Here is a 23457-nt window from a genome sequence, read left to right on the forward strand (position 1 = left end):
GGCCGTAATAATCGTAAGCTCCCAGCTAAATACGCTTGAACGTAGACCTTATGTAATAGCACAGTCCTGTAAAACTGCGTCAGTTTGCCTGAACATCGGTCCCTGGGGATTGATCTGGGTTAACCCGAAAGCGCAACACGCCAATCAGTTGCCCGTCTTCGGTGATCACCCGTACTTGCCAGCGTCCCTCGGGATTCGGCGGGAAGTTCTGTTTGTGGGTCCAGGCGCGATAGCCTTCTTTGCGTCCCCCGTGAATATCCAGCGCGATACGGTCGACTTCCTGGCCGTTGAGCTGCCACACATGGTAGATCCGTTCATTCAGGCCACGGGGTGCGTTGATCGAGGTGTAGGCATACAGACCCCTGCTGCGCAGTTCGCTAACGCTGATCTGCTCAACGCTTTCGCCCGGCGTGCGGTCCTGCAATTGGGTGGTCACCGCGACCTCGGTCATCCATAGCGTTGCAGGCGGTACCCACGAGCGCAGCAGCCAGCCGGTGCCCCCCAGTGTCAGTACGATCAAGGGCAGCACCAGCCAGCCGCGCCAGGTCTTCAGCGGCAGGCTCACGGCCAGGCTCGGGATTGAAAGCAGTACCGCGGTGCCCAGCGCCAGCTTGTAGCTCTGGGAGGTGGTCAGGTTGAGGATGATCGGCAGTGCCGTCAGCAGGGCCGCGAACAAGGCCAGGGTGTGCATTGCCAGATACAGCCAGCGCCTGGGTGCCAGCCAGCGGTAGTACAGCGGGTCGGTGATGGTCACCAGTGCCGCGGCACCCAGCAGACCGGTAAACACCAGCTGTCCGCTGTTCCAGGTGGTGGTAATGAAGAAGAAGGGCAGGACAAAAAACAGGCTTTCCTGATGAATCATCTGCGTTGCATAACGCAGCAACGGCGGGGGGATTTCGCGTTTGAACACGCGGCTGAACAACTGGGTGAAACTGTTTTCCAGCATCAGCCAGACCCAGCTCACCAGCAGGATCACGGCGATCCAGCGGGCCATGCCTTGCTGGCGGTCCACCAGAATGAAACTGCCCACGCCCGAGCAAAAGCCAAATGCCGCGATCAGCCCCGGATAGCGCTTCATTAATTCAAGGATGCGCTGTACGTAGTGGTTCCAGTTCGGCATTCGGCGGTTCACATTCTGTATAGGAAATATCCTCGACAGAATAGCGTTTTAGAGGACGCAGCGTCCGGGATGTTTACGCCCCCGCAGCCCGAAACAGGTGGGAGCTGGCAAGCCAGGCTCCCACTGCGGTTCAGCGCACGCTGCTGTCGAAGCGGCTCACGTCAGTCAGTTCCAGTACCAGTTCATCGCCGACATTCAGCGGGCCAACGCCTGCCGGGGTGCCGGTCATGATCACGTCGCCGGCTTGCAGCGAGAAACAGGCTGCCATGTGCTGGATCATCGGCACGATCGGATTGAGCATCAGCGCGCTGTTGCCGTCCTGGCGCACTTCACCATTGATGCTCAGGCGGATGCCGATGTCGGCCAGATCAGCGAAGGTGCAGCTCGGTACGAACGGGGCCAGCACGCAGGCGCCATCGAATGATTTGGCGATTTCCCATGGCAGGCCCTTGCCTTTGAGCTCGGCCTGCTTGTCGCGCAGGGTCAGGTCCAGTCCGGGCGCGAAGCCGGAGATAGCATCCAGCACTTCCTCGCGGCTTGGTTTGTTGGACAGGGCCTTGCCGATCAGCACCGAGATTTCTGCTTCGTAATGCACCGAACCGCGCTCGGTGGGGATCGCAAAACCACCGTCCAGAGCCACGACACAACTGCCCGGTTTGATAAACAGCAGGGGCTCGGTGGGGATCGGGTTATCCAGCTCTTTGGCGTGCTCGGCATAGTTGCGTCCGATGCACACCACCTTGCCGATTGGAAAGTGAATCCGGGTACCGTCGACATACTGGTGCTGATAGCTCATGGACCGCTCCGCTGGGGATTCAAGGGTGATGAAACCAACCCTGCAGGAGCCAGCGCTAAAGCTCACTCCTGCAGGGGGCATTGTTAGTTAAATCGCAAAAATCTTGCCCGGGTTCATGATGCCGTTCGGGTCGAACACGGCCTTGAGCGCTTTCATGTACTCGATTTCGACCGGCGAGCGGCTGTAGGTCAGGTAGTCACGTTTGGTCATGCCCACGCCGTGTTCGGCAGAGATGGAACCGTTGTACTTCTCGACGGTTTCAAATACCCACTTGTTCACCGTCGCGCACTTGGCGAAGAACTCGTCCTTGCTCAGGTTTTCCGGCTTGAGGATGTTCAGGTGCAGGTTGCCGTCGCCAATGTGGCCGAACCAGACGATTTCGAAGTCCGGGTAGTGTTCGCCGACGATGGCGTCAATTTCCTTTAGAAATGCCGGGACTTTCGATACGGTGACCGAAATGTCGTTTTTGTATGGCGTCCAGTGGGAAATGGTTTCGGAGATGTATTCGCGAAGTTTCCACAGATTTTGCAGCTGGGTCTCGCTCTGGCTCATCACGCCATCCAGCACCCAGCCCTGCTCCATGCAGTGCTCGAAGGTTTCCAGCGCGGCATTGGCCACTTCTTCAGTGGTGGCTTCAAATTCCAGCAGGGCATAGAACGGGCAATCGGTCTCGAACGGCGAGGGTACATCGCCGCGGCCCATCACTTTGGCCAGAGCCTTGTCGGAGAAGAACTCAAAGGCTGTCAGATCCAGCTTGCTCTGAAAGGCGTGCAGCACGGGCATGATCGAATCGAAATCGGCCGTACCCAACACCATCGCCGTCAGGTTTTTCGGCGCACGGTCCAGGCGCATGGTGGCTTCGACCACAAAACCCAGGGTGCCCTCGGCGCCGATAAACAGCTGGCGCATGTCGTAGCCGGTGGCGTTCTTGATCAGGTCCTTGTTGAGCTCGAGCACATCGCCCTTGCCGGTCACGACTTTCATCCCCGCCACCCAGTTGCGGGTCATGCCGTAGCGGATAACCTTGATCCCGCCGGCATTGGTGCCGATATTGCCGCCAATCTGGCTGGAGCCGGCCGAGGCAAAATCCACCGGGTAGTACAGGCCGTTTTCTTCGGCCAGGTTCTGCAGATGCGCGGTGACCACACCGGGCTGACAGACCACGGTGCGGTCCGTCAGGTTGATGTCCAGCACCTGGTTCATGTAGTCAAACGACACCACCACTTCGCCATTGGCCGCCACGGCTGCCGCCGACAAACCCGTACGGCCGCCCGACGGTACCAGGGCGATCTTGCGCTCATTGGCCCAGCGCACAATGGCCTGTACTTGCTCAGTGGTTTTGGGGAACACGATGGCCAGCGGGGCCGGGGCGAAATGCTTGGTCCAGTCCTTGCCAAAAGCGTTGAGGGAGTCAGCGTCGGTCAAGACCTTGCCAGGCTCTACCAGGGACTTTAGCTCTTCAATCAAGACTGGATGGGTCATCAACAGAACTCTCGAACAATTCATGGTCATCCTGAGAACGCTTCACGTCGCAGGTATGGGTGTTTAGCGGGGCGCTTATGCTAGCATACGACCCCCCCGTAGAATCGAGCCGTAGGACGATTCTCGGTGCCGGTCTTCACGCCGGACAGGTCAGCTCTCGCTGTCCATTCCCTGCCATTTTTTCTCTGGGACACAGGTTTACGCAGATGAGCAAGACTTCTCTCGATAAGAGCAAGATCAAGTTCCTTCTTTTGGAAGGCGTCCACCAATCCGCTGTTGAAGTACTCAAGTCTGCCGGTTACACCAGCATCGAGTACATCACCAGTTCCTTGCCTGAAGCCCAGCTGAAGGAAAAGATCGCTGATGCCCACTTTATCGGCATCCGTTCTCGTACCCAGCTGACCGAAGAAGTGTTCGATTGCGCCAAGAAACTGGTCGCTGTTGGTTGTTTCTGCATCGGCACCAACCAGGTCGACCTCAACGCTGCTCGCGAACGCGGTATCGCTGTTTTCAACGCGCCTTACTCCAACACCCGTTCGGTGGCCGAGTTGGTGCTGGCTGAAGCGATCCTGTTGTTGCGTGGCATCCCTGAGAAAAACGCTTCCTGCCACCGCGGTGGCTGGATCAAAAGTGCAGCCAACTCCTTCGAAATCCGGGGCAAGAAACTGGGTATCGTCGGTTATGGCTCGATCGGTACGCAATTGTCGGTACTGGCCGAAGGCCTGGGCATGCAGGTGTTCTTCTATGACACCGTGACCAAGCTGCCGTTGGGTAACGCGACCCAGGTTGGCAATCTGCACGAACTGTTGGGCATGTCCGACATCGTGACTCTGCACGTACCTGAAACTGCAGCCACCCAGTGGATGATCGGCGAGAAAGAAATTCGCGCCATCAAGAAGGGCGGGATTCTGATCAACGCCGCACGTGGCACCGTGGTTGAGCTGGACGCCCTGGCTGACGCGATCAAGGACAAGCACCTGATCGGCGCCGCTATCGACGTGTTCCCGGTTGAGCCGCGCTCCAACGACGACGTGTTCGAAAGCCCGCTGCGTGGCCTGGACAACGTGATCCTGACCCCGCACATCGGCGGTTCCACCGCTGAAGCGCAAGCCAACATCGGTCTGGAAGTGGCAGAGAAGCTGGTCAAGTACAGCGACAACGGTACTTCGGTATCGTCCGTGAACTTCCCGGAAGTTGCCCTGCCGGCTCACCCTGGCAAGCACCGTTTGCTGCACATCCACCAGAACATCCCGGGTGTGATGAGCGAGATCAACAAGGTCTTCGCCGAAAACGGTATCAACATCTCCGGCCAGTTCCTGCAAACCAACGAGAAAGTTGGCTATGTAGTGATCGACGTCGACGCCGAGTCTTCGGACCTGGCGCAAGAGAAGCTGCAAACCATCAACGGCACCATCCGTTGCCGCGTTCTGTTCTAAGACGCGGGTCAATAAAAAGGGAGACCCTTGGGTCTCCCTTTTTTATGCGCGGTAAAAACTACTTCACATTGACGGTGATTTTTTTCGAAACCACGGCAGGCTCAAACGGTACGTGGTTTTTGTCGCCCAGTTCCAGTTGCAGGGTGTGCTTGCCCGGGGTCAGCGTTACTTCGGTTTCGACCTGGCCTTTGCCGAAATGCACGTGGTTGGCGTCTGCCGGGATTGGCATGGCGGCGGCAGGCAGCTTGTCGACATCGATCAGCAGATGGTGGTGGCCAGTATTTGCGGTCTGGTCGCCAGCCGGTGCAATGGCGACGTTTTTGGCGCCGAACTTGACGGTGAAGGTTTTATCCACAGTGGCGCCGTCAGCGGGGGAGACGATGAATACTTCGGCGTCTTTAGGTGCCGGGGTAGTCGGCATGCCGGCAGCCGTGGCCATGACCGAGGCGCCCATCAATACAGAAGCCAACGCAACACGAGACAATAGAGCTTTCATTTTTTTCTCCGTTTTTTACAAAATGCTCAGGCTTAGGACAACTTTGAGCGGATCTGTTGTCCAACGCCGCAATTGACCAACATAAAGCAAAGCGGACGCCAGTTGCGAATCGCTTGCATCAAATTCAAAGGAGTGACCATGCGTTTTCTGCCGGGCCTGATGCTTTTACTGCCATTGGCGAGTCCTTTTGTCCAAGCCGAATTGATCGACGATGTGAATGACCGGGGCGAACTGCGTATCGCCCTCGAGGCTGACCTGCCTCCCTTCAGCTTCAAGCAGGACGGTCGTTTGACCGGTTTCGACGTCGAACTGGGCGAGTTACTGGCCAAGGAGCTGGAAGTGACTCCCTCGATTCTCATCACCGACAGCAATGACCTGCTGCCGGGCGTTGAAAGCGGTAAATACGATGTAGCAATCAATCACATTGCTTTGACCCCGGAACTGCAGGATCGGTTCGATTTCAGCGAGCCTTACAGCTATACCGCTGCGCAGTTGATCGTGCGGCAGGAAGAACAGCGTTCGCTCAACACCCCGGGCACCCTCAAGGGCCAGCTCTTAGGCGTAGCCCAGGGCAGCCAGTTTGTCGAGCAGGTGCGTACCGGTCAGGCAGGGGAAGTGCACAGCTACCCGGATGCCCATCAGTCATTGGTGGCGTTGGTGAACAAACAACTGGATGCAGCGGTCAGTGACCGTTTGCTGACCCCGTATGCGATTCGCGATAGCCGGTTGCCGGTGAAGGAAGGTGCAACCATGGGGCCTGTAGTAGCGCTGGCGATTCCCTTCCAGAAGGGCAATCCGGCGTTCCAGACCAGCCTGGACAATGCCTTGCAGCGGATCAAGGCCGATGGTCGCCTCAAAGCCCTGTCGCAAAAATGGTTCGGTCTGGATGCCACCAAGCCCTGAGGCAGCCCCGGGCCCTGCAGGCGCTGGCTTGCCAGCGATGCAGGCGACCGGTGTTGATCCTGTCGCCCGCAAGCCGGCAGGGTCGTGGGCCCTATTCGCGCAACCCCTTCACATCTGCTGCCTTCACATCCCCACCTTTATTGCCCCAGCTGGTGCGGATGAAATTGACCACGTCAGCGACTTCCTGATCCGACAACCGCCAGTCAAAAGCCGGCATGGTGAAGGTCGACGGCGCCGTATGGGTTGCCGGCAGCGTCCCGCCTTTGAGCACGATATGAATCAGCGACGTCGGGTCGTCTGACAGCAGCACCGGGTTCCCCGCCAACGCCGGGAAGACCCGGGTATAACCGTGCCCGTCAGTGCGATGGCAGGCAGCGCAGTTGTCGATATACACCGCCGCACCGCGCTTGCTGTCATCGCCGTTCCACAAGGCATCGGCGACTGCCGGATCGTATTGATGCGGCATGTCCGCCGCGTCCACTGCCGGCAGCGATTTCAGGTAGCGGGCAATGGCTGTCAGGTCGGCTTCGGACATGTACTGCATGCTATGCACAATCACATCGCTCATGCCGCCAAACACCGCACTGCGGTCACTGCGACCGGTCTTCAGAAACTGCACCAGTTGTTCTTCGTTCCAGCTGCCCAGGCCATCTTTATGGTCACCGCGCAGGTTCTTCGCAATCCAGCCTTCCAGCGGTGCGCTGCCTGACAAAAACGCGCTGCTGTCGCCCGCACTCAAGGCTTTTTCCTGCATGGTCAGTGCCCGTGGTGTATGGCATGCACCGCAATGCCCAAGGCCTTCCACCAGATAAGCACCGCGGCTCACTACAGGGTCTTGCCCGGTAACCGGGGTGAAGTCGGCAACGGCCGGTGCGAACGTCCAGCGCCACATCGCCAGCGGCCAGCGCATGCTCAGCGGCCAGGGAATATCGACCGCCTTGTTTTCTTGCGCGACAGGTTTTACCCCGTTCATGAAGTAGGCATACAACGCCTGCATGTCGGTTTCAGTGACCCGGGCGTAGGACGGATAAGGCATGGCCGGGTACAGGGTGTCGCCATTTTTGGCGATGCCATGGCGTACGGCCTTGTCGAAATCGTCAAAGCTGTAGGCGCCGATGCCGCTTTTGTCCGGGGTGATGTTGGTTGAATAAATCATGCCAATCGGGGTTTCCATTGGCAGCCCGCCGGCGAACGGCTTGCCATCCTTGGCCGTGTGGCATGCCACGCAGTCACCGGCACGGGCCAGATATTCACCTTGCTTGATCAGCGTCTGCTGATCTTCCTGCGCGGCCACTGCCGAGAAACTGCCCAGCAGGGCCAGGGTCGCGATAACAATTGCTTTCATGCTCATCGCTCCTTATGCCTGAACCAGCGGGCCGGGGTTTTTCAGGTACTGCTCGCGGATCGCCCGGGCCGACCAGTAGGTCAACGCGGCAACCAGACCTGTCGGGTTGTAGCCCAGGCCCTGGGGGAACGCCGATGCGCCGGGGACAAATACGTTATGCACGTCCCAGCTCTGCAAGTAGCGGTTCAGGGCACTGGTTTTCGGATCGGTACCCATGATTGCGCCACCGTTCAGGTGAGTGGTCTGGTAGGACGCGGTGTTGAAGTGATCCCCGACTTTTTTGCCGATGGCGGCGATGGCTTTGGGGTTCATCGCTTCGGCGATCTTGCCCATTTTTTCCATCATGAAACGGTTCATCTTGATGTCGTTTTCCTGCCAGTCGAACGTCATCCGCAGCAATGGCTGACCGTAGGAGTCGCGATATACGGGGTCGAGATCGAGGTAGTTGCAGCGGTAAGACTGATGGGCACCATGTGAGTCCATCGACACCTGATGGGTGTAGTAATCCGCTGTGGCGCGCTTCCAGGCGCTGCCCCATGCCGGCGTGCCGGGCGGGTTCGAGGTGCCGGCAATCGGCCGGCTGCCCGCCTGATTGACCCACATCGGCGAGCCACCGACGAAGCCGTGGGGCCCGTGGTCGAAGTTGTCCGCGTTGAAGTCGTCCACCGCCACGCCGTTGCCGCCAGCGCCGATGAAATTGTTGGTGTGCACGTCTTTGTCGAAGTAGGCCTTGATGGTGCCCATGTTCTGGTAGGCGAAGTTACGCCCCACCACGCCTTCATTGGTGATCGGGTCGTAAGGCTTGCCAATCCCCGAGAGCAGCATCAAGCGCACGTTGTGGAACTGGAACGCCCCGAGAATCACCAGATCCGCCGGTTGCTCGATTTCCCGGCCCAGTGCATCGATGTACGTCACGCCAGTGGCTTTGCTTTTGCTGCTGTCCAGATTGACCCGGATTACATGGGCGTTGGGGCGCAGTTCAAAGTTCGGCAGCGGTTTGAGCGCCGGCAGAATGTTCACGTTGGGCGAGGCTTTGGAGTACATGTAGCACACGTAACCGCTGCAAAAACCGCAGAAGTTGCACGGCCCCATCTGTGCGCCATAGGGGTTGGTGTAAGGCCCCGAGGTGTTGGCCGATGGCAGGTTGTAGGGTTTGTAACCCACTTCATTGGCCGCTTTCTGAAACAGCTGTGCGGATACGGTGTTCTTTTGCGAGACCAGCGGAAAATGGTCTGAGCGATCCGGCGCGTAAGGGTTGCCGCCATTGTCTTTGCCGACCAGCTGACCTTTGACGGTCCAGGCCTGGCCCGAGGTGCCGAAGACTTTTTCTGCGTAGTCGAAAAACGGCTCCAGCTCTTCGTAGCTGACACCGAAGTCCTGGATGGTCATGTCTTTGGGGATAAAGTTTTTGCCGTAGCGTTCTTCGTAATGACTGCGCATCCGCAGTTCAATAGGGTCCACCCGGAAATGCACCCCCGACCAGTGCAAACCTGCACCGCCCACGCCGTTACCGGGCAGAAACGCGCCCAACTGGCGATTGGGCAAGGCCACGTCATTCACGCTGTGGCGGATGGTGACGGTTTCTTTCGATACATCCTGAAAGAGCTTCTTGCGCACGCTGTAGGTGAGTTCGTCTATCACCTGTGGATAGTTGCCGTCCGGGTAGGTGTCCTGCATCGGGCCTCGTTCCAGGGCCACAACATTCAGGCCGGCTTCTGTCAGCTCTTTGGCCATGATCGAGCCGGTCCAGCCGAAACCGACGATAACTGCATCAACTTTTTTCATAACGGTCGACATGCTCAAGCCCTCTCGCCGCGGATGGATACTGCCGGGAAGGGGTACGGCTCGTTGCGTTCAACCCAGTCCATGAAATCAGCGCGGGCGCCGGGAAAGCCGATCATGGTCCAGCCGACCATGCCTTTGTTGCCACCGTGGATCGGGTCGCAGAAGAAGCCTTCCTTGGTGTTTTGTAGCAAAAAGCTGAAAAACATCTTGGCCGGAACGCTCTCGAATTCAGGGGTACCAGCTTCCAGCTGTTTCAGCACTTTGTCTCGGGTAGCGCTGTCTAGCCCAGCAAATGTTGAGTTATAGGTCTTTTTGCAAAGCTCCTCCGTTGCAGCAATACCCAGGCGATAAATCTGTTTGGGCACCAGCTTGCTCTGCCAGCCCATTTCCGGGGCAGCGTCTGCATTGAACGGACCTTGCATGAACCACAGCGCACCGCTGGCATAGGGGGTGTTCATCTGCCGATCGATATATTCCGGTACGCCAGCTTCCAGGGCGCCAGGGCCTTGTTCGTCAGCCGGGATCAAGCGCGCCACGGCGGCGTTCACAAACGCCCACTCTTCAGCACTGAAGTAAGTCGGCTCATAGGCGCTGGCCGGAGTCGCAGGGCGCTTCGCCGGCTCAGGTGCGGCGGCGGCAGGCGTAGCCATCAGCACTGAACCGCCAAGGCCGGTACTGGCGACGGTGACCACCGGGATCAGGGTCAGGGTTTTGCGTAAAAACTCACGCCGCGGGTTGTCTTGGTCAGACATGGGGAGCACCTCATCGGGCAATCACGGGTTTCAGCTGCTCGGTGGCAGCTTGTCGTTTTGGCGGCGGTTTGGAGCGGAGTCGATCCGTTTACAGAACACGCAGGCAACTATTAGTTACAAATTCTAACAGGCTGGGACAGCTGATGAATCGTTTCATGCGTAATTTTGCCGCACCGGTAGTGGCACGGTGCTTTACCGTCTTCACGAAATTTTGACAAACGGCTCACAGAGTTTTGATCGGGCTTAACTCAATCTGACCCCATACCCCCTTAATTACTGTGATGTGGTCTGACTGACATGCCCAAAGCCCGGTTTCTCCCTGCCCTGTGTCTGACATTACTGGCTGCGTTCGCGTTGCCCCAGGCCCAGGCCGATGAAGCGACCCCGGCCCGTCCGGCTTACTGGGCACAACCCGTTGCTGTGCAGTACAACCTGTATCAAATGTCCCCGACGCTGTATCGCAGTGCATTGCCCGATGGCGAAGCCCAGGCTTTGCTGGAAAATTTGAAGATCGGCACCGTGATCAATTTTTTGAAGGAGCCGGATGAAACCTGGCTCAAGACCCCTGGCGTCTTACAAGTTCAGTTGCCTTATCGCACTAACCATGTGGATGACGCCGATGTACTGGCCGCCCTGCGCGCCATTCAGACCGCACAAGCCCGGGGCCCTGTGTTGATGCACTGCAAGCACGGGGTGGACCGCACTGGACTGATGGCGGCGATGTACCGGGTGGTCGTGCAGGACTGGAGCAAAGAAGACGCCCTGAAAGAAATGACCCAGGGTGGCTTTGGCCAGAACTCACACTTCGAGGATGGTGCGAAGTACATGATGCAGGCCGATATCCCGCAGCTGCGCACAGCCTTGAGCAAAGGTGCCTGCAGTACCAGCCCGTTTGCTGCATGCGTGGTGAAGGGCTGGTTGAAATCCGCCTAAGCCCGGGTTGTCCACTGCTGCAAGGCCGCCCGGCGCTGCAGCAGCGGCAATTTACCGAGCTTTTCTACCTCGGCATAAAACACCTGCCAGTCACCTCCCGAGTGTTTGAACAGGGCGGCAAAGGCGGGCACCCACTGGTCGTACAGGCCGAATGGCAAAAGCTTGGCATTATTCATCGGCGAATTTATCCACAGGTCATACCGGTTATTACCGGCCCATTGGTGGTCGCGTAACTGACGGTATTCCCTGCGCAGTCGTTCAAATTCTGCTGCTTTTCGCTGGCGCATTTCAGCTGCCGGCAAGGGCTGGGCGTACAGCTGTTGCAGGCGTTTGCGGGTGTCCAGCACCAGCCCCATGAATTGCTCGCGTTGCTCCAGCCCCGCGCTGCCGGAGGGTGGCAAGCCCTGATAGGTGCGCCATTGGCGAGTGCCTTGCTGTTCCACGAAGCTGGCGAAAGACTCATTGAACTCGGTGTCGTCCTTCAGATAAAAACGCTGATGGGCCAGTTCATGAAAAATCAGGGTGGCCAGTCGCTCATCGCCCCAGTTGAGCATGCTGTTGAGAATTGGATCATCAAACCAGCCCAGGGTTGAATAGGCTTCGACGCCACTGACAAGCACGTCCATGCCTTGCTGACGCTGCAGGGCCGCCGCGCCGCGTGCGGCCCCTTGGGCGTAGTAGCCGCGGTAAGCCACGCACCCGGCAATCGGGAAGCAATGGGTGACGGGGTTCAGGGAAAACTCCGCGGTGGCAAACACGTTCCACACCACGTAAGGCCGTTTCAGGTCGACATACAGGCGATAGCTCTGGTTGTCCGGCAGGTGCAAATGCTGGCTGGCGAAGGTTCTCGCGGCCTGGGCTTTTGCCAGGTGCTCACGTAATGCAGGCGGTTGTTGCGGGTCGGCAATGACCGTAGCTACCGGCTTGCGGGCTTTTAATATCTGCCATTGGCCGTCGGCCAGTTGCGAGTAATACGCTGCACTGGAACAGCCATTGAGCAGGGGCAACAACACAAGGGCGAAGAGGCAGCGAGTGAGCGGCGTCATGGGACGGTCCAGTGGGATAATGGGCCAAGACTAATCGCAATCCCCTGTAGGTGCAGCCGGTCGACGCCCGATTGCCTGGGTTTTGAATAAGCTGGCGCCTGCAGGGGGGTAGCCTGGCATCAGGCTATGCTCATACTTTGATCCCACCTGGAATTCGCCATGCGCACCTTTCTGCTACTGCCGATGGCCTGCCTGCTGAGTGCCTGTGCCAGCACGCCATTGCCTGCCGTCGACCCCGCCAAGGCGTGGATCGACCTGGAAACACAAACCGGAAAACTGGTAATGGCCGAGCGCCTGGATAATCAGCGCCTGAACGACGGACGTTACTTTCAAGTAACGCCAGGCAGTCACGAACTGATGGTGCGATTCGATTTTGAAGTCTTTGTTGGCGGCATGGGTATGTTCAGCGATCCACAGGAGCGCTTGTGCTACATCACGCTCAATTACGACAATTTCCAGCCCGGCCAGCGTTACCGGTTGCAGGCGCGCTCTTTGGGGTTCAACGCTTACGCCCGGCTATACAACGCCGAGGGCAAGGTGCTGAGCGAAGAGAGGCTGGTTAACTGTTTGCCTTGAGGTCAGGCGTCGTTCTTTTGATAGATGATCTTTTTGCTGCCGTTTTCGCACGTACCCACCACCATGTTCTGGTCGTGAACTTCATCGTTGGTCACGATTTCAAGGGTGTAGGACGACACGTTGTTGGCCTGGATCTTGGCTTCGATCTCGGCTTTAAGTTCTTCACACGGCTTTGGCGCGGCCAGTGCCGAAGTGGCCATGGCGCAGCAGATAACAGCTAGAGCAAAACGTTTCATGATGAGACTCCCTTGGGACAGAACGCAAAGTCATGATCTGACGCGACGAACGATCATACGATCACATCTCACCGCGTGCATGACTGATCTGTGGCAGCCATTTGCCTGCTGTCCTGGCCTGCGCGGCTCCGGTCATGGCGACCGGAGCGCACGTGTGTCATCAACCCGCCGGATTAACCCACCAGGGTGGCATCGAGGGTGATTTTGGCATTCAGCACTTTGGACACAGGGCAACCTTCTTTGGCCTTTTTGGTCGCTTCCTCGAATTGTGCCTGGGTCGCCCCCGGCACCTTGGCTTTGAGCGTCAGATGCACGGCAGTGATCCCGTAGCCGCCTTCGACCTTGTCCAGGGAAACCTCAGCCTGGGTGTCGATACTGTCCGGCTTGAGCCCGGCCTCACCGAGAATCATCGACAGGGCCATGGAGAAGCAACCGGCATGGGCCGCGCCAATCAGTTCTTCAGGGTTGGTGCCCTTGCCGCCTTCGAAACGGGCCTTGAAGCCATACGGCGCCTTGTTCAGAACCCCGGTTTCAGTGGAGATGGAGCCGATGCCGGTTTTGACATCGCCTTCCCAATGCGCCGATGCCGTTTTTTTAATAGTCATGCGTGCCTCCTGAAGAACGGCATGAAAGATTTCACACCTTGACTGGATGTGTGAGGGGAGCCGGGCTCACAAAGTTCATCTTCTCTGACCAATCGTCTTTTTTAGTCGCTCAATTGATGGCTTGCCATTGAAACTCGGGTATATGCCCATATTGCTAAAGCACTGGCAGGTTTTGGCGAGCGTCACGGCCTGCGTCCAATTAGGAGAAGCCGGCTCATGACACGATTGTCCGATGTTAAATTCTCGACCCTCGACCTGGTGCCTGTGCGTGAAAATGGCAGCGCCGCCCAGTCGTTGCACAATTCGCTGGACCTGGCGCAGCACGTAGAAAAGTTTGGCTATAACCGTTTCTGGGTGGCCGAACACCACAACATGGACGGCATCGCCAGCTCGGCGACCTCGGTGCTGATTGGCTACCTGGCCGGCGGCACCTCGACCATTCGCGTCGGTTCAGGCGGGGTGATGTTGCCCAATCATGCGCCCCTGGTGATCGCTGAACAGTTCGGCACCCTTGAAAGCCTGTATCCGGGCCGGATTGATCTGGGCCTTGGGCGTGCGCCGGGCTCCGACCAGATGACCGCCCGGGCCTTGCGCCGCGAGCGCTCCGGCAGTTCGGATGACTTTCCTGAAGATGTGGCCGAGCTGATGCGCTATCTGGGCCCGCGAACCCCGGATCAGCGGGTCATCGCAATGCCGGGCACCGGGACTAATGTGCCGGTATGGTTGCTCGGTTCCAGCCTGTTCAGTGCGCAATTGGCCGGTGAACGCGGTCTGCCCTACGCCTTCGCTTCACATTTCGCCCCGCGGATGATGCACGAAGCGATTCGCGTTTATCGCAATCACTTCAAGCCGTCAGCGACCCTCGACAAACCCTATGTGATGCTGGGTGTGCCACTGGTGGCGGCCGATACCGACGAGCAGGCCGAGTACCTGTCCACCTCGGTGCTGCAGCGGATTCTGGCGTTGATGCGCGGGCAAAGTCTGGTGCAGCGTGCGCCGGTGGACTCGATGGATGGCTTGTGGCTGCCCCATGAGAAAGAAGCGGTGATGAGCTTTCTGGGCCTGGCGATGGTTGGCAGTCCAGAGAAAATCCGCGCCAGACTCGAAGTGCTGATTGAGCAAACCGGGGCGGACGAGCTGATCTTCACCTGTGATCTGTATGAGCACGCGGATCGCATTCGCTCATATGAACTGCTGGCCCAGGTGATGAAACAGGACTGACCTGCAGAAGCGGGCTGATGGCCACAAAAAAGCCGACCCCGGGGTCGGCTTTTTTGCCTGCGCAGGTTTAACCGCGCTTGTAGACGATGTCCTTGGTGCCTGCTTCGCAGGAACCTACTACTTTTCCGTCCGTCGCCGTGCCTTTGTCCACTACCGTCAGCGAATAATGACGAGCGCCATTGGCCTCAATCTTCGCTGCGATTTCGCTTTTCACTGTTTCGCAAGGTTTGCCAGCTGCGAACGCTGTTCCAGCAAGACTCAGCAAACCTATAGCCAATAAAAACTTTTTCATCGGTCACATTCCCCGGTCGAAACTAAAAGGGTGCAACGCATGTACTGCGTTGCACCCAGACGGTGTAGCGGAGTTTATGGCAAACGGCCAGTCGATCAGCCCTAAAGGATGATGCGGCTCAACTGCTGGCAATCCGGAAGCCGACCTTGAGGGTGACCTGATAGTGGCCCACCTTGCCGTCCTTGACGTGGCCCCGGGTATCGATCACCTCGAACCATTCTATGTGTTTGATGCTTTTGTTGGCCTCTGCCAGTGCATTACCGATGGCGTCTTCTATGCTGCTCGGGGACGAGCCTACCAGTTCGATTTTCTTGTAGGTGTGATGGTCAGACATAACGTTCTCCTTTGTCGTAGATCAAAGCCTAGCAGCGATTGTGCTCAATACTTTGTAGGCGACAGGAAACGAAAAGTTCAGACCGACTGCACTTTTGTGGCACCCCGGAGTCGGAGTTAACACGTACCTCACTCATCAATGCAGGAGAGCCCTAATGGCTAGCAATTCCTTACGTAAAGCCTCATTGCAAAGCATGGAAGCTGAGATCGAGAGCCTGCTCAAGTCTCTGGAAAGCCTGAAGCACGACGCTTCTGACGAGTCCAAAAAAACCTTGAGTGCCCTCAAAGGCAACGCAGAGAATGCGCTGAAACATTCACGTCACCTGATCAGCGATGCTTACGAAGAGGTCAAGGACAAAACGCGGGAAACCGCTGTCGCCACCCGCGAGTATGCCCAAGAGCATCCGTATGCCACCGCTGGCGTTGCCATCGGCGCCCTGGGCCTGTTGGCCGCCTTCCTGATGTGCAAGCGCGGTAACTAATTATCCGCGCTGCGCCCAAGCTCAGTCTTGAGCCATTGCGCCAGTTGCCGGGCGCGTCCGTCTGCGGCGCGCTTGGGCAGCCATAACGCCAGCTGCGCCGGGGTTTGCTTGAAGCCCCAAGGTGCAGCCAGGCGTCCGGCCCGCAAGTCTTCAGCCACCAACGGCTCGGGGGCAATTGCCACACCCAGGCCTGCTACGGCGGCTTCGAGCAAGTAGTACAAGTGCTCAAACCCTTGTCCATATTTCAAATCTTTTGCCTGGATCGCGTTTTGCTGCGCCCAGCTTGGCCATGCCTGGGGCCTCGAAGTGGTGTGCAACAACGCTTCGTCCAGCAGGGCGCTCACGGGTGCCTGGCGCAGTTGCTCATAGCGGGCGTAACGCGGGCTGATCACCGGCCCGATCCGCTCGCTGGCCAGTTCATAGACCTGCATGTCGGCGGGCCAGGGTGGCTCGGCAAACAGCAGCAGGGCATCGAGCCCCGGGCGGCGCGGATCAAGGTCGCCTTCGCCGGCCGACAAGTGCAGGCGCAAGTCCGGCAGGTCGGCATTGAGCCGGCCCAGTCGAGGGATGAACCAGCGCGCCAGCAAACTGCCCGAGCAGCCAAGTACAAAGGGCGCATCGACATGGCTTTGCGTGAGTTCAGTGCACACATTACGCAGGCGGTCGAAGGCTTCGCTGCTGGCCTCACGCAGGCGCAACCCGGCATCCGTGAGCTTAAGGCCGCGTCCTTCCTTGACGAACAGGCTGACGCCCAGGTGCTCTTCGAGCACTTTCAGTTGCCGACTGACGGCACCGTGGGTGACGTTCAGCTGTTCGGCCGCAAGGCTCACGCTGCTCAGCCTGGCAGTGGCTTCGAACGCGCGCAGGGCGTTCAGCGGGGGAAGGTCACGGCTCATGGTATCTGTGAGTTTTCCTGACAGGTTGCAGCGATCTTATCGGTTTTCATCCTCGGCTGTCGCGGTTAAAGTCAGGTCCATCGACCTTCGTACCTTTTTATCTGGAGCGTCCCATGACCCAATCCACTTTGCGTACCGGCCCTGATGCCAATGGCCTGTTTGGCTCATTCGGCGGCCGCTACGTGGCCGAAACCCTGATGCCGCTGATCCTTGATCTGGATCGCGAGTATGAGCTGGCCAAGACCGACCCCGAGTTCATTAAAGAGCTGGCCTATTTCCAGCGCGACTATGTCGGGCGCCCAAGCCCGCTGTATTACGCCGAGCGTCTGACCGAGTTCTGTGGCGGCGCCAAAATTTACCTCAAGCGCGAAGAGCTGAACCATACCGGCGCGCACAAGATCAACAACTGCATCGGCCAGATCCTGCTGGCGCGGCGCATGGGCAAAAAACGCATCATCGCCGAGACCGGCGCCGGCATGCACGGCGTGGCTACCGCCACCGTGGCCGCGCGCTTTGGTCTGCAGTGCGTGATCTACATGGGCACCACTGACATCGAACGCCAGCAGGCCAACGTGTTCCGCATGAAGCTGCTGGGCGCTGAAGTGATCCCGGTCGTGGCGGGCACCGGCACCCTCAAGGACGCGATGAACGAAGCGTTGCGCGACTGGGTGACCAACGTCGATGACACCTTCTATCTGATTGGTACTGTGGCGGGGCCGCATCCGTATCCGGCCATGGTCCGCGACTTCCAGGCCGTGATCGGCAAGGAAACCCGCGACCAGATGCAAGCTCAGGAAGGCCGTCTGCCCGACAGCCTGGTGGCCTGCATTGGCGGTGGGTCCAACGCGATGGGCCTGTTCCACCCGTTCCTGGATGACACCAGCGTCGAGATCATCGGCGTTGAAGCGGCGGGCTACGGTATCGAAACCGGCAAGCACGCAGCCAGCCTCAACGGCGGCGAACCGGGCGTGCTGCACGGCAACCGTACCTTCCTGTTGCAGGACGACGATGGCCAGATCATCGACGCACATTCGATTTCCGCCGGCCTGGACTACCCGGGTATCGGTCCCGAGCACGCCTGGTTGCATGATATCGGTCGCGTTGAGTACACCTCGGTAACTGACGAAGAAGCCCTCGACGCGTTCCATAAATGCTGCCGTCTTGAAGGCATCATCCCGGCGCTGGAAAGTGCCCATGCCCTGGCGGAAGTGTTCAAGCGTGCGCCGACCCTGCCAGCCGAGCACCTGATGGTGGTCAACCTGTCCGGCCGAGGCGACAAAGACATGCAAACCGTGATGCACCACATGGAACAGTCCCAGCAGGAGAAACACTGATGAGCCGCCTGCAAACGCGTTTTGCCGAACTCAAGGAACAAAACCGCGCTGCGCTGGTGACCTTCGTCACTGCCGGCGATCCGGATTACGACACCTCGCTGGCGATCCTCAAAGGCCTGCCAGCTGCTGGCGCCGATGTGATCGAGCTGGGCATGCCGTTCACCGACCCCATGGCGGATGGCCCGGCGATTCAGCTGGCCAATATCCGTGCCCTGGGAGCCAGGCAGAACCTGGCGAAAACCCTGCAAATGGTTCGCGAATTCCGTGAAGGCAACCACGACACACCGCTGGTGCTGATGGGTTACTTCAACCCGATTCACCACTATGGCGTGCCGCGGTTTATTGCTGAAGCCAAGGCAGCGGGCGTCGACGGCCTGATCGTGGTCGACATGCCGCCCGAGCACAACGCCGAGCTGTGCGACCCGGCGCAGGCTGCAGGTCTGGACTTTATCCGCCTGACCACCCCGACCACCGACGACGTGCGTCTGCCCAAAGTGCTGACCGGCAGCTCGGGCTTTGTGTACTACGTGTCCGTGGCGGGCGTGACCGGTGCCGGTTCGGCGACGACCGATCAGGTGCGTGAAGCGATTGAGCGTCTGCGCCGGCATACCGATTTGCCGATCAGTGTGGGCTTCGGCATCCGCACCCCGGAGCAAGCGGCAGCGATTGCCCGCTTGGCCGATGGCGTGGTGGTGGGCTCGGCCCTGATCGACAAAATCGAGAATGCAGCGACCCCGCAACAGGCGGTCGATGGCGTATTGAGCCTGTGCGCGGCACTGGCTGAAGGTGTGCGCAAGGCACGTCAGTAACCCTGTGGGAGCTGGTTTGCCAGCGATACGACCCAGCGGTTGCCATCGCGAGGCAAGCTCGCTCCTGCAGGGTGCGGGGTGTTGCTAGCAGGCCCTGTGGGAGCTGGCTTGCCAGCGATGCGCCCCGGCGGTTGCCATCGCGAGGCAAGCTCGCTCCTGCAGAATTCGGGGTGTTGCTAGCAGGCCCTGTGGGAGCTGGCTTGCCAGCGATGCGATCCAGCGTTTGCCATCGCGAGGCAAGCTCGCTCCTGCAGGGTGCGGGGTGTTGCTAGCAGGCCCTGTGGGAGCTGGCTTGCCAGCGATGCAGAGTTTTACTTCTGCGTGCCGTCATCGTGCAGCAGGTTGGCCTGGGTCAGGTTGCTGCCCGCCGGTACGCTGCGGGTCAGCCACACATTGCCGCCAATGGTCGAGCCCTGGCCAATGGTGATGCGCCCTAAGATCGTCGCCCCCGCATAGATCACTACGTCATCTTCAACGATTGGATGACGTGGATGACCTTTTTGCAGCTGGCCTGATTCGTCTGCCGGGAAACGCTTGGCACCCAGGGTCACCGCCTGATAAATCCTCACACGTTCGCCGATGATCGCGGTTTCTCCGATCACAACGCCTGTTCCGTGATCGATAAAGAAGCTGCGGCCAATCTGCGCCCCCGGGTGAATGTCGATGCCGGTGGAAGAGTGGGCAATTTCTGCGCTGATCCGTGCCAGCAAGGGCAAGCCTGCGCGATACAGGTGATGGGCCAGGCGGTGATGGATCACCGCCAGAATCCCCGGATAGCACAGCAGCACTTCATCCACGCTGCGTGCCGCCGGGTCGCCGTGGTAAGCGGCCAGAACGTCGGTGTCCAGAATGCTGCGCAGGCCGGGCAGCGCCAGGGCAAAATCCTGAATCAGCAGCGTTGCACTCGCATCCACACCCTCATCGGGCAGGCCGCCCTGGCGCGCCGCGTAACGCAGCTCCAGTCGGGCCTGAGTCAACAATGCGTTGAGCGCCACATCCAGGGTGTGGCCGACGTAGAAGTCTTCACTTTCCTCGCGCAGGTCCACCGGGCCCAGGCGCATCGGAAACAATGCACCACACAGGGCTTCAAGAATATCGGCCATCGCCGCGCGCGACGGCAGCTCGCGGCCTCCCTGTTCACCACTGACGCGCCCGTTTTGCGTGCGCCACTGGTTTCGTGCCGTTCGTAGCTGGCAGACGATGGTTTGCAATTGCCAAGGATTGGAACGATCACTCACGATGAATACTCCGCACGCTGGCGGCTGAATTGAGCAGCCGCGAATTGGCAATTATTTTACGGTATCAAAGCGTTTCAGATACGGACAATTGCGGCTTAACGCCGACGATGACGCCAGGCGCGCCAGCCCACCCCGATGATGATCAGCAACGCCAGCCCGCCAAGGATCACCAGGCTCAGACTGTTGTAGCTGAACAACGGTTTTTCGATCCGCATATAGCCGGGTTCGGCAAACAGCTCGTGCAGAGCCGCATTGGCCTGCTTGAGGCTGATGGCTTGCAGCTGTCTGGCCGGGTCATAAAAGTGACCATCATCGTAGTCACCCAGCGAAGCCCAGTAATAATCGGCCAGCGCGCTGTTGCCTTGGACGGCCCATGCCTGACGGGCAATGGCGGCATTTTTGAGGCGAGCAAAAACCTCAGGGTCCAGCCCTTCTTTGAGCAGTCGGGTCTTCAGTTGCTCTACAACCTGGCGTGCTTGCGCTACATCGTCGCGGTCAAGATCGGCATTGAGGCTTAAAAAGCCTACGCCACCGAACACCTCGCGCTCGGCCCAGGGGCCGTAAGACAAGCCGTGCTTGAGCCGTAGCTCGCTGTACAGCGCCCACTCCAGATAATCCCTGAGCAGGTCCCAGGTTTCATCGCTCTGGCCTTCGATGACCGGCTCCGGCAACAGCCAGTGCAGTTGCACGGTGTCGCCGACCACGCCGCGCAGCAGGTCGCGTTCGGGCTCGGCCTTGGCTGCGATTGCCGCCAAAGGTTTGTGTTCGGTGGGCTCTACCGGCTCCAGGGCGCCATAGGTACGCTCCAGGTACGCCGGGAGCAGGCGGTCAAGATCCCCCACGATGATCAGCGTCATGTTGTTGGGGGCATACCAGTTCTGGCGTACGGCTTCCAGTTGCTCACGTGCCAGATTATTTACTTGCGCGCGCTCGGCGCATTTGAGCCCCAGCTCAACCGCCAGTTGATTACTGGCGCTGTGGCCCAGGTCCTGGCGGTCGAGCCAGCGCTGCAAGTGCGAGTAATGGCCACCGTCTTCGCGCTCGACCACTTGTTTGGCGTCGTTGATCCGCTGCTCGGTGAATTGTGTGCGGGTGAGCAGGCTCAGCAACAGGTCGAGAATCTTGCGCTGGTTTTTGGCCGGGGCTTCGATCACGAAGGTGGTGTCGGCATGGCTGGTGAAGGCGTTCCATTCACCGCCCAGCGCTTGCATGCGCTGCTCCAGGCCGCCTTCACCGGTGTCGTCGACGCCGCTGAACAACAGGTGCTCCAGCAGGTGCGGCAGTTGCTGATCGGCGCAGCTGAAGTCGTCCAGGCCCACGCCCACCACTAACCGGATGGCCACATGTCCGCGTTCGGTACCGGGTTTGAGGATCAGTTGCAGGCCGTTGGGCAACTGGTAGCCCTCCACGCTGTAACGATCGAGGGCAAAGCTTGGGACAGTACCCAGCAGCAGGCAGATGAGCAGCAGGCAACGCATAAAAAATCCCTGAATCCTTGTTGGGGTAGTGCAGCAGTCGGTGCAGGTTAGTCGCTGCTTACAGACTGACAACAACCCGGCGCGCAACGTTCAAGGCAAATGCGGGGTGTCATCCGCGTCATCCAGTTCCAGCGCCCCGATATCGGCTGTTTCCAGCACCGCATAGGCGCTGCCGCAAAACAGCGAATTAAGGCGTTTCATGTCTGCGATCAGCTCCAGGTGCACTGAACTGGTCTCGATGCTCTGGGTGATCTTGCGTTGCAGACGGTTGACGTGGGCGTGGGCCAGGCGCCGTTCCTGGGCGCGGAAGCGGCGTTTTTCACGCAGTAGCTGGCGCGCACTTTGCGGGTCGCCATTGAGGAATACGGTCAGCCCCAGACGCAGGTTTTCGATCAACTGGGTTTGCAGGCCCACCAGTTCTTCCAGGCCCATTTCCGAGAACGAGCGGCGTTGCGAGGTTTTCTGCTGCTGGACTTTACGCAGCATGCGTTCGATCAGGTCGCTGGCGAGTTTGAGGTTGATCGCCAGCTCGATAATTTCCGCCCAGCGGCGGCTGTCCTGTTCGCTCAAGTCTTCCCGGGGCATTTGTGCCAGGTAGAGTTTGACCGCGCTGTACAGCACCTCGACTTCATCGCTCAGGGTGCGCATCTGCTGGGTCACGGCCGTTTGCTTGCCGCGCAGTACGTCAAGGGTGTTGACCAGCATGGTGTCGATCAGGTCGCCGATACGCAGGGTTTCGCGCACCGCGTTGGTCAGTGCCAGGCTCGGTGTGTCGAGCGCAGCAGGGTCGAGATGGCGCGGCTTGATGGCGCCGTTGGCTTGCTCGCGTTCAGGCAGCAGCCAGGCGCAGATTCGCGCCATCAGCCCTACGGTAGGCAACATCAAGAAGCAGCGCACGGTGTTGTAGAGCAAGTGAAAGCCGATGACCAGTTCCTGTGCGCTGTAGTTGAGGCTGTCCATCCAGGCCACGAGCGGATCGAGCACGGGCATGATCAGCAGCAAGCCGATCAGCTTGTACAGCAGGCTGCCCAACGCCACCTGACGCCCGGCGGTGTTTTGCATGTTGGTGCTGATGAGCGCCAGCACGCCGCTGCCGATATTGGCGCCGATCACTAGGCCGATCGCCACGTGCAGACTGATTACCCCGGCACCGGCCAGGGTTGCGGTCAGCAGCACGGCGGCCAGGCTGGAGTAGGACACCATCGCGAACAGGGCGCCAACCAGGGCATCGAGCAGCAGGTCGCCGGTCAGCGAGGCAAAAATTACCTTTACCCCTTGGGCATGGGTGATGGGGCCGGCGGCTTCGACTATCAGTTGCAGGGCCAGAATGATCAGGCCCAGGCCGATCCCGACCCGGCCCAGCTGCCCGGCACGGGTTTGCTTGCGCGACAGGAAGAAGATCACCCCGAGGAAAATCAGCAGCGGTGACAGCCATGACAGGTCGAAGGTCAGCACCCGTGCCATCAAGGCCGTACCGACGTCGGCGCCGAGCATGGTTGCCAGCGCGGGAGTGAGGGTCATCAGCCCCTGGCCGACAAATGAGGTGACCAGCATCGCGGTGGCGTTACTGCTCTGCACCATGGCCGTGACCACAATACCGGCGACAAAGGCCAGCATGCGCTTGGACACGTTCTGCCCGATGACATGACGCAGGTTTGTGCCGTAGACCCGCAAGATGCCGGTACGCACGATATGCGTGCCCCAAATCAGCAAGGTCACGGCGGAAAGCAGGTTGAGCAGGGTCAGCATGCTGGCTCCCTGTAAAGGATGTACCTGAGGATCAAATAGCTGCGGATCATTCCTACAGACGTTTCTTAAGCTGTAGTCGGCAATTGAGCTGAGCGCCAGCATCGCATAGCTCGC

24 protein-coding genes are annotated in these 23457 nt (G+C 59.1%); 8 read left to right on the plus strand and 16 right to left on the minus strand.

The window, feature by feature from the left end; all coding sequences use genetic code 11:
* Positions 1-79: 79 nt before the first annotated feature.
* From JQ845_RS17985 to JQ845_RS17995, 3 genes are all read right to left on the minus strand, one after another.
* Positions 80-1120, minus strand: a complete 1041-nt coding sequence (locus JQ845_RS17985; protein WP_003437635.1) for a DUF5924 family protein — start codon at positions 1118-1120, stop codon at positions 80-82.
* Between the two features lie 130 nt (positions 1121-1250).
* Positions 1251-1916 carry a fumarylacetoacetate hydrolase family protein gene (locus tag JQ845_RS17990; protein ID WP_010656776.1) on the minus strand — a complete coding sequence of 222 codons (666 nt, stop codon included), beginning with the start codon at positions 1914-1916 and terminating at the stop codon, positions 1251-1253.
* An 87-nt stretch (positions 1917-2003) separates the two neighbouring features.
* The gene (locus tag JQ845_RS17995; protein WP_003437628.1) at positions 2004-3398 is read right to left on the minus strand and encodes an FAD-binding oxidoreductase; all 1395 of its coding nucleotides are present in this window, start codon (positions 3396-3398) and stop codon (positions 2004-2006) included.
* A 206-nt stretch (positions 3399-3604) separates the two neighbouring features.
* Here JQ845_RS17995 and serA point away from each other — a divergent pair, with 206 nt between their 5' ends.
* Positions 3605-4834, plus strand: a complete 1230-nt coding sequence (serA, locus tag JQ845_RS18000; protein ID WP_003437626.1) for a phosphoglycerate dehydrogenase — start codon at positions 3605-3607, stop codon at positions 4832-4834.
* Between the two features lie 58 nt (positions 4835-4892).
* Here the strand turns inward: serA and JQ845_RS18005 are convergent, their stop codons facing one another.
* Positions 4893-5330 (minus strand): DUF4399 domain-containing protein, encoded by a 438-nt coding sequence (locus JQ845_RS18005; protein ID WP_003437624.1) that lies wholly within the window; start codon positions 5328-5330, stop codon positions 4893-4895.
* A gap of 138 nt (positions 5331-5468) precedes the next feature.
* On the opposite strand from JQ845_RS18005, the gene JQ845_RS18010 reads away from it, so the two are divergent.
* A complete protein-coding gene (locus tag JQ845_RS18010) occupies positions 5469-6233 on the plus strand; it encodes a transporter substrate-binding domain-containing protein (protein WP_003437621.1) in 765 nt (254 codons plus the stop codon).
* Positions 6234-6324: 91 nt separating this feature from the next.
* Here the strand turns inward: JQ845_RS18010 and JQ845_RS18015 are convergent, their stop codons facing one another.
* From JQ845_RS18015 to JQ845_RS18025, 3 genes are read right to left on the minus strand one after another with little or no spacing between them, the layout of a single operon-like run.
* A complete protein-coding gene (locus tag JQ845_RS18015; protein ID WP_003437619.1) occupies positions 6325-7578 on the minus strand; it encodes a cytochrome c in 1254 nt (417 codons plus the stop codon).
* Positions 7579-7590: 12 nt separating this feature from the next.
* Positions 7591-9375 (minus strand): GMC family oxidoreductase, encoded by a 1785-nt coding sequence (locus JQ845_RS18020; protein ID WP_003437617.1) that lies wholly within the window; start codon positions 9373-9375, stop codon positions 7591-7593.
* Positions 9376-9377: 2 nt separating this feature from the next.
* Positions 9378-10115 carry a gluconate 2-dehydrogenase subunit 3 family protein gene (locus JQ845_RS18025; RefSeq protein ID WP_202210187.1) on the minus strand — a complete coding sequence of 246 codons (738 nt, stop codon included), beginning with the start codon at positions 10113-10115 and terminating at the stop codon, positions 9378-9380.
* Between the two features lie 297 nt (positions 10116-10412).
* On the opposite strand from JQ845_RS18025, the gene JQ845_RS18030 reads away from it, so the two are divergent.
* Positions 10413-11048, plus strand: a complete 636-nt coding sequence (locus JQ845_RS18030; RefSeq protein ID WP_203009315.1) for a dual specificity protein phosphatase family protein — start codon at positions 10413-10415, stop codon at positions 11046-11048.
* On the opposite strand, the gene JQ845_RS18035 is transcribed toward JQ845_RS18030, so the two are convergent.
* A complete protein-coding gene (locus tag JQ845_RS18035; protein WP_010656779.1) occupies positions 11045-12094 on the minus strand; it encodes an aminopeptidase in 1050 nt (349 codons plus the stop codon). The two genes, JQ845_RS18030 and JQ845_RS18035, sit on opposite strands and share 4 nt — an antisense overlap.
* A 159-nt stretch (positions 12095-12253) precedes the next feature.
* Here JQ845_RS18035 and JQ845_RS18040 point away from each other — a divergent pair, with 159 nt between their 5' ends.
* Positions 12254-12670 (plus strand): PA0061/PA0062 family lipoprotein, encoded by a 417-nt coding sequence (locus JQ845_RS18040; RefSeq protein WP_003437607.1) that lies wholly within the window; start codon positions 12254-12256, stop codon positions 12668-12670.
* A gap of 2 nt (positions 12671-12672) precedes the next feature.
* Here JQ845_RS18040 and JQ845_RS18045 read toward each other — a convergent pair whose 3' ends face one another.
* Positions 12673-12906 carry a DUF1161 domain-containing protein gene (locus tag JQ845_RS18045; RefSeq protein ID WP_003437596.1) on the minus strand — a complete coding sequence of 78 codons (234 nt, stop codon included), beginning with the start codon at positions 12904-12906 and terminating at the stop codon, positions 12673-12675.
* A gap of 173 nt (positions 12907-13079) precedes the next feature.
* A complete protein-coding gene (locus tag JQ845_RS18050) occupies positions 13080-13511 on the minus strand; it encodes an OsmC family protein (RefSeq protein WP_003437594.1) in 432 nt (143 codons plus the stop codon).
* Between the two features lie 216 nt (positions 13512-13727).
* Here JQ845_RS18050 and JQ845_RS18055 point away from each other — a divergent pair, with 216 nt between their 5' ends.
* On the plus strand, positions 13728-14732 hold the full coding sequence (locus JQ845_RS18055) for an LLM class flavin-dependent oxidoreductase (protein WP_003437593.1): 1005 nt from the start codon (positions 13728-13730) through the stop codon (positions 14730-14732).
* Between the two features lie 67 nt (positions 14733-14799).
* On the opposite strand, the gene JQ845_RS18060 is transcribed toward JQ845_RS18055, so the two are convergent.
* Together JQ845_RS18060 and JQ845_RS18065 are read right to left on the minus strand one after the other, a co-directional pair.
* Positions 14800-15024 carry a DUF1161 domain-containing protein gene (locus tag JQ845_RS18060; protein ID WP_003437590.1) on the minus strand — a complete coding sequence of 75 codons (225 nt, stop codon included), beginning with the start codon at positions 15022-15024 and terminating at the stop codon, positions 14800-14802.
* A 118-nt stretch (positions 15025-15142) separates the two neighbouring features.
* Entirely contained in the window at positions 15143-15358 is a 216-nt protein-coding gene (locus JQ845_RS18065) for a dodecin (RefSeq protein ID WP_003437588.1), read from the minus strand.
* Positions 15359-15512: 154 nt separating this feature from the next.
* Between JQ845_RS18065 and JQ845_RS18070 the strand changes: the two genes are divergently transcribed.
* Positions 15513-15839, plus strand: a complete 327-nt coding sequence (locus JQ845_RS18070) for an ElaB/YgaM/YqjD family protein (RefSeq protein ID WP_003437585.1) — start codon at positions 15513-15515, stop codon at positions 15837-15839.
* Here JQ845_RS18070 and JQ845_RS18075 read toward each other — a convergent pair.
* Positions 15836-16735 carry a LysR family transcriptional regulator gene (locus JQ845_RS18075; protein WP_010656782.1) on the minus strand — a complete coding sequence of 300 codons (900 nt, stop codon included), beginning with the start codon at positions 16733-16735 and terminating at the stop codon, positions 15836-15838. The genes JQ845_RS18070 and JQ845_RS18075 overlap by 4 nt on opposite strands.
* Before the next feature lie 113 nt (positions 16736-16848).
* Between JQ845_RS18075 and trpB the strand changes: the two genes are divergently transcribed.
* Both trpB and trpA read left to right on the plus strand, forming a co-directional pair.
* A complete protein-coding gene (gene trpB, locus JQ845_RS18080; protein WP_003437581.1) occupies positions 16849-18069 on the plus strand; it encodes a tryptophan synthase subunit beta in 1221 nt (406 codons plus the stop codon).
* Positions 18069-18878 (plus strand): tryptophan synthase subunit alpha, encoded by an 810-nt coding sequence (gene trpA / locus JQ845_RS18085; protein WP_003437578.1) that lies wholly within the window; start codon positions 18069-18071, stop codon positions 18876-18878. The genes trpB and trpA overlap by 1 nt, the downstream gene beginning before the upstream one ends.
* Before the next feature lie 311 nt (positions 18879-19189).
* Here trpA and epsC read toward each other — a convergent pair whose 3' ends face one another.
* From epsC to JQ845_RS18100, 3 genes are all read right to left on the minus strand, one after another.
* Positions 19190-20116 (minus strand): serine O-acetyltransferase EpsC, encoded by a 927-nt coding sequence (epsC, locus tag JQ845_RS18090; RefSeq protein ID WP_003437573.1) that lies wholly within the window; start codon positions 20114-20116, stop codon positions 19190-19192.
* Between the two features lie 95 nt (positions 20117-20211).
* Positions 20212-21594 (minus strand): M16 family metallopeptidase, encoded by a 1383-nt coding sequence (locus tag JQ845_RS18095; RefSeq protein WP_203009316.1) that lies wholly within the window; start codon positions 21592-21594, stop codon positions 20212-20214.
* 90 nt (positions 21595-21684) lie between these two features.
* Entirely contained in the window at positions 21685-23343 is a 1659-nt protein-coding gene (locus JQ845_RS18100; RefSeq protein WP_003437547.1) for a Na/Pi cotransporter family protein, read from the minus strand.
* Positions 23344-23457 lie beyond the last annotated feature (114 nt).

Origin of the sequence: Pseudomonas paraversuta (genome assembly GCF_904063065.1) — a bacterium.
GTDB lineage: Bacteria > Pseudomonadota > Gammaproteobacteria > Pseudomonadales > Pseudomonadaceae > Aquipseudomonas > Aquipseudomonas paraversuta.

Excerpts from the sequence above, each read along its gene's own strand:
- JQ845_RS18040 (WP_003437607.1), top strand. The coding sequence starts at position 12,254 with ATGCGCACCTTTCTGCTACTGCCGATGGCCTGCCTGCTGAGTGCCTGT.
- JQ845_RS18055 (WP_003437593.1), top strand. The coding sequence starts at position 13,728 with ATGACACGATTGTCCGATGTTAAATTCTCGACCCTCGACCTGGTGCCT.
- trpA (WP_003437578.1), top strand. The coding sequence starts at position 18,069 with ATGAGCCGCCTGCAAACGCGTTTTGCCGAACTCAAGGAACAAAACCGC.
- JQ845_RS18060 (WP_003437590.1), bottom strand. The coding sequence starts at position 15,024 with ATGAAAAAGTTTTTATTGGCTATAGGTTTGCTGAGTCTTGCTGGAACA.
- trpB (WP_003437581.1), top strand. The coding sequence starts at position 16,849 with ATGACCCAATCCACTTTGCGTACCGGCCCTGATGCCAATGGCCTGTTT.
- JQ845_RS18030 (WP_203009315.1), top strand. The coding sequence starts at position 10,413 with ATGCCCAAAGCCCGGTTTCTCCCTGCCCTGTGTCTGACATTACTGGCT.
- JQ845_RS18075 (WP_010656782.1), bottom strand. The coding sequence starts at position 16,735 with ATGAGCCGTGACCTTCCCCCGCTGAACGCCCTGCGCGCGTTCGAAGCC.
- JQ845_RS17995 (WP_003437628.1), bottom strand. The coding sequence starts at position 3,398 with ATGACCCATCCAGTCTTGATTGAAGAGCTAAAGTCCCTGGTAGAGCCT.
- JQ845_RS18005 (WP_003437624.1), bottom strand. The coding sequence starts at position 5,330 with ATGAAAGCTCTATTGTCTCGTGTTGCGTTGGCTTCTGTATTGATGGGC.
- JQ845_RS18045 (WP_003437596.1), bottom strand. The coding sequence starts at position 12,906 with ATGAAACGTTTTGCTCTAGCTGTTATCTGCTGCGCCATGGCCACTTCG.
- JQ845_RS18050 (WP_003437594.1), bottom strand. The coding sequence starts at position 13,511 with ATGACTATTAAAAAAACGGCATCGGCGCATTGGGAAGGCGATGTCAAA.
- JQ845_RS18010 (WP_003437621.1), top strand. The coding sequence starts at position 5,469 with ATGCGTTTTCTGCCGGGCCTGATGCTTTTACTGCCATTGGCGAGTCCT.
- JQ845_RS17990 (WP_010656776.1), bottom strand. The coding sequence starts at position 1,916 with ATGAGCTATCAGCACCAGTATGTCGACGGTACCCGGATTCACTTTCCA.
- JQ845_RS18065 (WP_003437588.1), bottom strand. The coding sequence starts at position 15,358 with ATGTCTGACCATCACACCTACAAGAAAATCGAACTGGTAGGCTCGTCC.
- JQ845_RS18035 (WP_010656779.1), bottom strand. The coding sequence starts at position 12,094 with ATGACGCCGCTCACTCGCTGCCTCTTCGCCCTTGTGTTGTTGCCCCTG.
- JQ845_RS18070 (WP_003437585.1), top strand. The coding sequence starts at position 15,513 with ATGGCTAGCAATTCCTTACGTAAAGCCTCATTGCAAAGCATGGAAGCT.
- JQ845_RS18095 (WP_203009316.1), bottom strand. The coding sequence starts at position 21,594 with ATGCGTTGCCTGCTGCTCATCTGCCTGCTGCTGGGTACTGTCCCAAGC.
- JQ845_RS17985 (WP_003437635.1), bottom strand. The coding sequence starts at position 1,120 with ATGCCGAACTGGAACCACTACGTACAGCGCATCCTTGAATTAATGAAG.
- JQ845_RS18025 (WP_202210187.1), bottom strand. The coding sequence starts at position 10,115 with ATGTCTGACCAAGACAACCCGCGGCGTGAGTTTTTACGCAAAACCCTG.
- JQ845_RS18100 (WP_003437547.1), bottom strand. The coding sequence starts at position 23,343 with ATGCTGACCCTGCTCAACCTGCTTTCCGCCGTGACCTTGCTGATTTGG.
- JQ845_RS18015 (WP_003437619.1), bottom strand. The coding sequence starts at position 7,578 with ATGAAAGCAATTGTTATCGCGACCCTGGCCCTGCTGGGCAGTTTCTCG.
- JQ845_RS18020 (WP_003437617.1), bottom strand. The coding sequence starts at position 9,375 with ATGTCGACCGTTATGAAAAAAGTTGATGCAGTTATCGTCGGTTTCGGC.
- serA (WP_003437626.1), top strand. The coding sequence starts at position 3,605 with ATGAGCAAGACTTCTCTCGATAAGAGCAAGATCAAGTTCCTTCTTTTG.